Consider the following 8,950-nt stretch of genomic DNA (forward strand, 5'->3'; position numbering starts at 1 on the left):
CGGAACAAGGTGCCGGTGATCGGCAGTATCGGCCTGGGTTCTGCCAGCCATTGGAAGAAGGCGCGCGCCCGCAGAACCTCCTGCAGTTCCAGTTTGGTTCTGAAGCTCGTCGGGTTGAACTGACCCTCGGCATAGCGGTCGAGGAAGCTGGCAAGCCGGGATTCGCAGTGCATTTTGACCGCGACCTTGGCAAGCGCGCGGCACGCCACCCGACTAGCCGATATACGATTGGTTCGGATCCGGTGAAATGTCCGGGTAATGGTCTCCCAACGCTTGCTGCGTTCGCCAACCAGACTGGTATCCAGAATGCCCGTGAACGCTACCGCTCGCCCTTGATCAAGCAGACGCGCGGCAACCTCAAAAGCGACCGCTCCTCCGAGCGAGTGGCCAAGCAGGCGAACACAGCCGGTAGGCTGCACGCGGTTGATATGATCGATTGCAGCTTCGACCATTGCGGCGACAGTGTTCTGACCTTGCAGGATCATGCCCAGGGCCGGATATCTGATGGGAGACACCCTGGCGACCTTGCTTATTGCCGAAGCGAACGAAGCAAGGCTCGGACCATAACCGACCGACCCGGGGAAAAGGAAAAGCAGCGGAGGCTCGTGTTTCCAGGCGGGCGCGTGCTCTCCGCCTCGTTGAGCGGAAATGACCGCTGCAACCATCTCATCGAAGCTCATTCCAACCGTGAAGGCTTCCAATCCGAGCTCCTGCCCGATCGCGCTTTCGATTTCCATCACGCAATGGAGCAGCTTAAGCGAATCTCCCCCCGCTTCATCCCAGCACCCCAGGGCGACCCGCGTCTTAAGGACCTTGGTCCAGGCACGCCGTACTATCTGATGAGCAGGAACTTCATTTCCCGCATGGGCGATTTGCGGTGGGGGCGTTGTTTCCCGAACCGAAAGGTCGATTGCAGCCAGCATTGCCATATCGATCTTTCCGCTGGCCAGTCGCGGTATCTCGGCGCTTGCATGGAGCCGCAGCGGGCAAAGCGCCGGCGGCAATTTTGTCCTGGCAAGTTGGCGCAGCTCGTCGCAAAAACTGGCTCCCGCCCCGCCGTGCGGGACGGCGAACGCAACCAGTTCATTCGCCGGGGTGACGATAACCACGGCATCCTTCACCGACGGCGCGCCACGCAGAACCCGTTCGAGTTCGGCCGGCTCAACGCGCCGCCCATTGACCTTTATCTGGCGCCCTTTGCGACCGATGATCCGCAACAGGCCATCACTCCCAATTTGCACAAGATCGCCCGTCGCAAAGATGCGAAGCGTCTGGTCGTCGGGATCTATTTCAAACGGAACGACTGCCCCGTTTTCCCAATATCCGAGGGCGACATACGGACTTCTGATCAACAGTTCTCCGATTTTGCCGGGCTGAACCGGGTAACCTTCTTCATCGACCACTGCGAAGCTGATACCCGGAAGCAGCCAACCGACGGGAGCTGAGGAATCGAATTCCGGCCAATCGTGCGGCAAGAACCACTGCGATCCAGTCGTTTCCGTCGATGAATAGCCGATCTGCACCAGGCAAGTTGGCGGGACAGCCTTGCGCACCAGGCGGATGTCGGCCGAGGACACCTTCTCGCCTCCAATTCGGGCAACCCTGAGTGAACCAAAGGCGTCCGCGGGCTCATCCGCCAGGAGAGCGCGAAGCAATGCCGGCACCAGATAGGTGATCGTCACGCCTTCCGATTGCATGCGGCCGCGAACCGCGCGCAGGCCGACGGCTTCGACCTCCACAAGCTGCAACGTAGCACCCGTAAGAAGAGCGGCAAGTATTTCCCGACAACCGGCGATGGTTGCCGGGCCGGTCAGGGGCAAGAAAACATCCTGCGCATTGATGTGGCACGCGTCGACATATTGCTGCACCCGGCACAGCAAGCTCCGCTGGCTGTTGACAATCCCCTTGGGGCGGCCCGTGCTGCCGGAGGTATAAAGCACGATTGCCGGTGCATCGACAGAAACGGTACGGTGTCCAGCTGGACGAAGCGTTGCCTGCAACGATTGCGCTATATCGATCCGGGCAACGTGCTGGGGCAGATCAAGGCCGTGGAGGCCTTTGTCGCCAATTATGGCGGAGAGCCTCGCGTCGGCGACGATTTCGTTGATGCGCGAGTCCGGATCTCGCACGTTAAGCGGCACTGACGGTCGACCGGATGCCATGCTGGCCAGCATCGCAACGGTGTACCAGACCGAGTTGGCCTGAAGTATTCCAACCGCATTTCCGTCGGGAACGACGGCTTCAATCCGGCTGGCCAAGGCCTCGACCGCCCGAAAAAGCTCGGAATAGGTCAGTCGGTTGGTGCCGTCGCTGGCGGCTAATTTTTCGGAATAATGCCCGGCGATTTCCCTCAGGTGATCAAAGACCGGAATATCGACGAAGCCAGTTCCCATCCGTTGATGCAGACGTAGAACGGGCCCGCCCTCGTCAAGAGCATGATCGGGAACTTTTGACCATCGACAAGAGACCACCGCTTGGTAGTCAGCCTGCACCGTTTGAATCGCCCTCGAAGATTCTAAATGCGCCAGAGACATAAGGGCCCCACGCTAGGATTGTTGCCGCTTATCGCCCCGTGGCATGATCTTTTCATCAATCATTCGGATGATGCGCGAGGCGGTCTTGATCGCTTAAATCGTTCGAAGTTGAGCATGCCAGCCTGCGCTCGCTCGGCTGTGCTACCTTACCGAAGTGTCGGGCTGTGCGCTGCGGTCCGCTTCGCCAGTGCCTGAAATGAAGCAGTATGCGAATACTTCCCCTCCAAGCTCATCCGTGACACGAACCCAGTTGTTTTCCCATGTCCTCAGGGTAACCTGGCGTCCTGTTGATATAGTCGCCGCCGTGAACGGGCTGGACGCATTGACATTACTCGCCGCAACCACGTCGTCCCCTTCCATTTGCTCTACCAGGTATGTTTGCATCACTGCTCCTGACTGCAGGGCATGGCCGGTTCAATTGCGTGTAGCTGGAGGCATGACCTTCCAACCGCAGGGAACGGATTTCGTTCCATGCGACAGGCAACCCTGCCGCCGGCAGTCAGCGTTCAGTCGCCCCGCCGCCCCTGGCAGGACCATGGCCTAGCCGCTGAATGACTTGGTCAGGACTGAGCTATGCTTTGGCGGAGGTGGAGCCTCGCGCTGCGCCGCATACTTCTGGAACAGTGCAATCTTGTCGGGATAAGTAATCCGGATTTCGCTGTGACATCCCTCGCAGCGATATTTGGATGCAACCTGAAACCAGCGCCCGGGTTTCAGCAAAGCCAATCCGCAACGCGGGCATTTGAACGTCATTTCAAGAGGGCATAGATTCTGACACAGCGGCATTTCGCAACTTCCATAAGAGATATCTAATGTTAGGCAACGGCAGCCGGCCGGAATCGTTCCTAGACGCCGTTCTTTTCGTCAGGCCGATGACCAACCCGGACGCCGGGAGACCATTTGCCCGCGATGCCAGCTTGACTGACGCAGGCCTGAACTCAGGCGCATCCCGCTTTCATGGTGACGTCGCGCCTGAGCGCCGATCGAACGGTCGTCAGAAGGTTTTGTGGGAACTTGTTCACCGGACCTCGGCACCGAGCGTGATCGCTTGGGGCGACGACGGGCCGCACGGTCGACGACACGACCTCTAATCCGGACGCCGAAACAGCGCCGCGCGCCAGCACAAGAAGGACGAAAGCAGCGCAACCAGGCGGCACTCCTTGAGCATCTCGCCTATACCGGTGCGCTCGACAGCCGCGATCCCGACCGAATTGATATGGATATGGAGGCGCTATTGAAGAGAACCGACGCATCCCTTGGGGAATGCGTCGGTTCCAGAAGCTTACGCGTGGCGGATTTCCGTTCCCAGCACCTTCAAACATTCGCGGATGAACGCAGCAAGCGCCGTCCAGCCTTTGGCAGAAACCATTGTCCCGTCCACATAGGCCTCGGTCGGCGACAGGTCGATATAGGTGCCACCCGCCAGTGTCACTTCAGGCTCGCAGGCGCCGAGTGCTGCGACCTTCTTGCCACGCACCACGCCGTCGACAGCGATCAGGATCTGCACACCGTGGCAGATGGTGAAGATCGGCTTCTTGGCCTCGTGGAAATGGCGCACGATCGCCTGCACGCGCTTGTCGGTGCGGATGTATTCCGGGCCGCGGCCGCCCGCGCAGTAGACGGCATGATATTGATCGAGCTGCCTCTCAGCTTCCGAGAAAGTCTTGTTGATCAGCGCATAGTGGCCGAGCTTTTCGGTGTAGGTCTGGTCGCCCTCGAAGTCGTGCAGCGAGGTCTTGATCAGATCTCCGGCGTTCTTGTCCGGGCATACCACGTGGATGGTGTGACCGACGGCTTCCATGGCTTGCTGATAGACAAAGATTTCGTATTCTTCGGTGAACTCACCGGTCAGCATCAGTATCTTTTTGCCTGGCATGGCTCTTCCTCTCAGTGTTTGAGCTAGGCAAGGCGCAGACCGCGCCCTGCCTTTCGGTGAAATCGGACAGGGTTAGAATGGCGAGTCAGGGAAATAGTATTCCTTGGCGTTGGCTTGGGTGATCAACGGCGCGTCGAGCTTGACGGTGCCACGGACGGGTGCCTGGCCGATCAGGTTGGCGACGGTCATGTAGATCGCGGTCTTGATCATCGACGGCGGATATGGCGTCTCGACCGGCGTCATGGCGTCGCCGTCGATCACCTTCTTGACGATGTCCTTCATGCCGTTGCCACCGAGCGCCAGCTTGATATCGGTCCGGCCCGATTGCTTGACCGCTTCGAGCACGCCAAGCAGCATGTCGTCGTCATTGGCCCAGACCGCATCGATATGGGGGTACTTGGCCAAATAGTCCTGCATCAGCTTGAAGGCCTCGTCGCTGTTCCAATGCGCGTACTGGATGTCGAGGACTTTCAGGTTCGTACCCTTGATCGTGTCCTGGAAGCCCTTGATGCGCTCGTCGTCGATGACGGTCGGAATGCCGCGCAGCACAACGACGTCGCCCTTGCCGCCGAGCTTGTCGATCATGAACTTGGCTGTGTTGGTGCCAACCGCGATATTGTCGCCGGCGAGGTAAAGATCCTGGACGGAGGCGTCAGTCAGACCGCGATCGACGACGGTGATGAACGTGCCCATGTCCTTGATAGCCTTGACCGGCTGAGTCAACTCTTCCGAGCTGTAAGGCAGGATCACCAAAGCGTCCAGCTTGCGGCTGGCCGACAGGTCCTCAAGCGCGCTGACCTGCTCCGCCGCCGACGGCGACGTCTTCACGACCACTTCGACGTTCGGGAACGCGGCATTGATTTCCTTGGCCGCCGCTTGTGCGTGATAGACGATGCCCGCCGTCCAACCGTGGTCGGCTGCCGGTATCGACACCGCGATGACCTTCTTGTCTTGCGCCATGGCCTGGCCGGCCAGCAGCAGCGCGCCAAGTGTCGCCGCCGCAATCCATTTTCTACTGAACATTGTCTTCTCCCTTGGACCTACAAGAACGTTGATCCGCGTGGTCCGGACGCGGCGCTATTTCGAATTCGAAAACCGCTGGATGAGCATGGCGATGATGATGATGACGCCCTGAACAGCGGCGACGAGGTATTCGGAGACGAAGTCCGACAGCACCATGAGGTTGGCGATGAGCTCCAGGATGACGGCGCCGGCGACTGTTCCCCACACATGGCCCTTGCCGCCGCGCAGCGCGGTGCCGCCGATCACCACTGCGGTGATGACCTGCAGTTCCCAAAGCTGTCCGGTCGTCGGCGTTGCGGCGCCCAGGCGCGGCACGTAGCAGATCGCGGCAATGGCCACGCAGACACCCTGGACGATATAGGCGACGGTCCGTGTCCTGATCACCGAGATGCCGGAATAACGGGCGACATCCTCATTGGCGCCGACCGCCGCGCATTTGCGGCCGTATTTCATCTTGTACAGGATGAAGGATGCGACCGCGGCGACGGCGATGGATATGAGGATTGGAACCGGGATGCCGGCAACCGTGCCGAAATAGACAGGCCGGTAGGCCTCGCGCAGCGATCGGTCGATCGGTATCGTGCCGCCGTCGGTCAGATAGGTTATCAGCGCCCGGAAAATCCCCATCGTGCCCAGCGTGGCGATAAACGGTTCGATCCTGCCGACCGTGACGATGAGGCCGTTGGCAAGCCCGCACAGCAGGCCGACCAGGATCGCCACCGCCATGCCGGCGGGAATAGCCCAGATACCGGCATGCGGCGCCACCGTGTTCATGAACATGATGGTGATGCCGGTGATGAAGGCGGCCATCGAGCCGACGGAAAGATCGAGCCCGCCGGACGAGATCACAAATGTCGCGCCGACCGCGATAATGGCGATGAAGGCGCTGCGAGTGATGACGTTGGCGAGATTGGTGGCGGACAGGAAATCGGGGTTGATGAGGTAACCCACGACCAGGAGGGCCGCCAGCGCAAGGAAGGGTCCGATGTCGGTCCAACTGACATTGAGATCCAGGGCGCGACGCCCGGGTGCGGATTCGGTCATGACAGCCATTCTGTGCCTCCCTTGGCTTTTGGCCCTGGCTTGGGGCCACTGGTCGCCAGTACCGCCACGTTGCTTTCGGTCATTTCGGCGCCGCTGACCTCGCCGGTGATGCGGCCTTCGCGCATCACCAGGATGCGATCGCAGATGCCGATCAATTCCTGCATCTCCGAAGAGATGACGATGCAGGCCTTGCCCTTCGCCACAAGCTCCTGGATGAAGGCATAGATCTGCGCCTTGTTGGCGATGTCGATGCCGCGCGTGGGCTCGTCGATAATGACCACCGAAGGATCAGTCAGCAGCACCTTCGCCAGCAGCAGCTTCTGCTGATTGCCCCCGGAAAGCTGGCCCGCTTTGGCGCCGAGGCTCTTCAGCCTGATGTCATATGCCTCCACGGCCTGTTCCAGGGCCTCCGCTTCGCGGCGCCGCCCCATCGAGAGGCCGGGATGGAACACACCGAGCGCCGACAGCGTCAGGTTAGGCGCCAGGCGCTCCTGCAGCAGCAGTCCCTTGCCCTTGCGATCCTCGGTCAGGTAACCGACGCCGGCGTCGATCGCCGCGCGCGGCGATTGGAAATGGATCGACTTGCCCTCAAGTTCGACCTTGGCGGCCGCCGGGCGCAGGCCGATAATGCCCTCGAAGAGTTCGGTTCGGCCAGCGCCGACCATGCCGGCGAACCCGAGGATCTCGCCTTTGTGAACCGTGAACGACACGTCCTCCGCATAGCCGGGAACGGAGGCGTTCCTCACGCTCAGCATCGGTACATCCGAAGGCGCTGCGGTCCTTTCAGGATAGAGTGCGGCTAGTTCGCGACCGACCATCAGCCGCGCCATATCCATCTGGCTCAGCGTCTTGCCGGGATAGGTGCCGACCATCTTGCCGTCGCGCAGAACGGTCACCTTGTCGGCCACCCGTTGCACCTCGTCCAACCGGTGGCTGATATACAGCACGGCGATGCCGTGAGCCTTCAGTCGCAGGACGATCTCCAGCAGGCGCTCGACCTCGCCACCGGTCAGAACGGCGGTCGGCTCGTCGAAGATAACCAATTTATAGTCGTCAAGCAGAGCGCGAGCGATCTGCACCATCTGCCGGTCTGCCAGCGAGACGTCGCGCACCAGTGCCCTTGGCGAGACCGCGCAGCCGATCTGCGCCAGTTTCTCGGCCGCCAGCCGGCGCATGGTGCGGTCATCCACGACAAGGCCACGCGAAAGCTCTCGCCCGAGAAACAGATTGTCGGTGACCGTGAGCCCCTCGGCGAGCAGGATCTCCTGGTGAACCAAGGCGATACCGGCATCCTGTGCCTGGCTGGGCTTGGCAAATTTCACCGCATGTCCGTTCATCGACAATATGCCGTGGCTTGGCTCGACATAGCCGGACAGCAGCCGCATCAACGTCGACTTGCCGGCACCGTTCTCGCCAATGATGGCGTGGATCTCACCGGGCAGGACGTCTAGGGTGATGTCCGACAACACCGTCACCGGGCCGTATTGCTTGGACAATTGCTGGGCGCGCAGCACCGGTTCGAGCGAACCATGCGCATTGCTGGACAACGTGCTCCCGCCCTCCCCGGCGATATTCGCGGCAATGGACATCCGTTCCGACCTCAATCGAATGCCGGGAGCAGGCGATCGCGCGAGTGCTCTATATGGATGCGCATCGCCTTTGCGGCGGCATCGGGATCGGCAGAGCCGAACGCGGCAAGAATCGCCTCGTGTTCGTCAAGTGCCTCTTCGGTCACACGTGCATGAAACATCAGGCGGAAGATGTGGAAGTGCGTGTGCTGGTGGCTCAACGTCTCGCGGATGAGTTCGTTTTGAGAAAACTCCAAGATCTTGTCGTGGAAGATCGCATCCTGCCTGGCGAAGTTCGAATAGCGTACGCGATCATCCTTGCCTTCGCGGCGAGACATCACGCCGGCGGCTTCGAGCAACAGATTGAACTTGGCCTCGTCCATCATTGCGGCGGCCTTTGCGGCGCCATGCGGTTCGAGCAGCAGACGCATCTCGTATAATTCGTCGAAACGGCGCCGGGTGATCTGGGGTGCGGCACGATAACCGATCAAATGCGTCTTGAGCACGAGGCCTTCGCCTTCGAGCCGGCCAAGGGCTTCGCGGATCGGCGTGTGCGAGACTTTGAATTCCTTGACCAGGCTATCGACTGTAATGCGTGAGCCTGGCGGGATTTTCAGAGCCATCAACTGCGCGAAGATGGCTTCATAGACATCTTCGACGAGACTGTTGGCGCGCTGGATGCGACCAGCTCCAATGGTGGCGTCGCTTGGGTCGGGTAAGTTTGCGGTCTGCATATTTTGCCTCTTGACAGTGAGGACTGCTAACACGATGGTTCCGTCGATGCAATCCTATATCCTATACGATTTTAAAGCGGATATTTTGTAGGGGCGAGAGACACGCTCTTAGACCGTCCGATCCAAGCCCAGTTCAATGCCTCCGTTTCCAGTCAGCCGCCGTCAAAGGAC

At 60.2% G+C, this 8,950-nt stretch carries 6 protein-coding genes; all 6 read right to left on the reverse strand.

Annotated elements, in window-relative coordinates; all coding sequences use genetic code 11:
* The coding region (locus EOC06_RS17085) for an AMP-binding protein (RefSeq protein WP_306462354.1) at nucleotides 1-2,492 on the reverse strand (2,492 nt) is incomplete at its 3' end.
* A 1,324-nt stretch (nucleotides 2,493-3,816) separates the two neighbouring features.
* Complete coding sequence (locus EOC06_RS17100; protein WP_013533129.1) at nucleotides 3,817-4,410, reverse strand: DJ-1/PfpI family protein; 594 nt, start codon at nucleotides 4,408-4,410, stop codon at nucleotides 3,817-3,819.
* A 72-nt stretch (nucleotides 4,411-4,482) separates the two neighbouring features.
* Nucleotides 4,483-5,433 carry a substrate-binding domain-containing protein gene (locus tag EOC06_RS17105; protein ID WP_023808960.1) on the reverse strand — a complete coding sequence of 317 codons (951 nt, stop codon included), beginning with the start codon at nucleotides 5,431-5,433 and terminating at the stop codon, nucleotides 4,483-4,485.
* 54 nt (nucleotides 5,434-5,487) lie between these two features.
* Complete coding sequence (locus EOC06_RS17110) at nucleotides 5,488-6,477, reverse strand: ABC transporter permease (protein ID WP_245469691.1); 990 nt, start codon at nucleotides 6,475-6,477, stop codon at nucleotides 5,488-5,490.
* Nucleotides 6,474-8,066: a sugar ABC transporter ATP-binding protein gene (locus EOC06_RS17115; protein ID WP_128308326.1), complete on the reverse strand. Its 1,593-nt coding sequence runs from the start codon at nucleotides 8,064-8,066 to the stop codon at nucleotides 6,474-6,476. Before EOC06_RS17115 ends, EOC06_RS17110 begins: the two co-directional genes overlap by 4 nt.
* 11 nt (nucleotides 8,067-8,077) lie before the next feature.
* Nucleotides 8,078-8,779: a GntR family transcriptional regulator gene (locus tag EOC06_RS17120; protein WP_128308327.1), complete on the reverse strand. Its 702-nt coding sequence runs from the start codon at nucleotides 8,777-8,779 to the stop codon at nucleotides 8,078-8,080.
* Nucleotides 8,780-8,950: the final 171 nt, after the last annotated feature.

The sequence above is a fragment of the Mesorhizobium sp. M7A.F.Ca.MR.362.00.0.0 genome (assembly GCF_004023175.1).
In the GTDB taxonomy this organism is placed as follows: domain Bacteria; phylum Pseudomonadota; class Alphaproteobacteria; order Rhizobiales; family Rhizobiaceae; genus Mesorhizobium.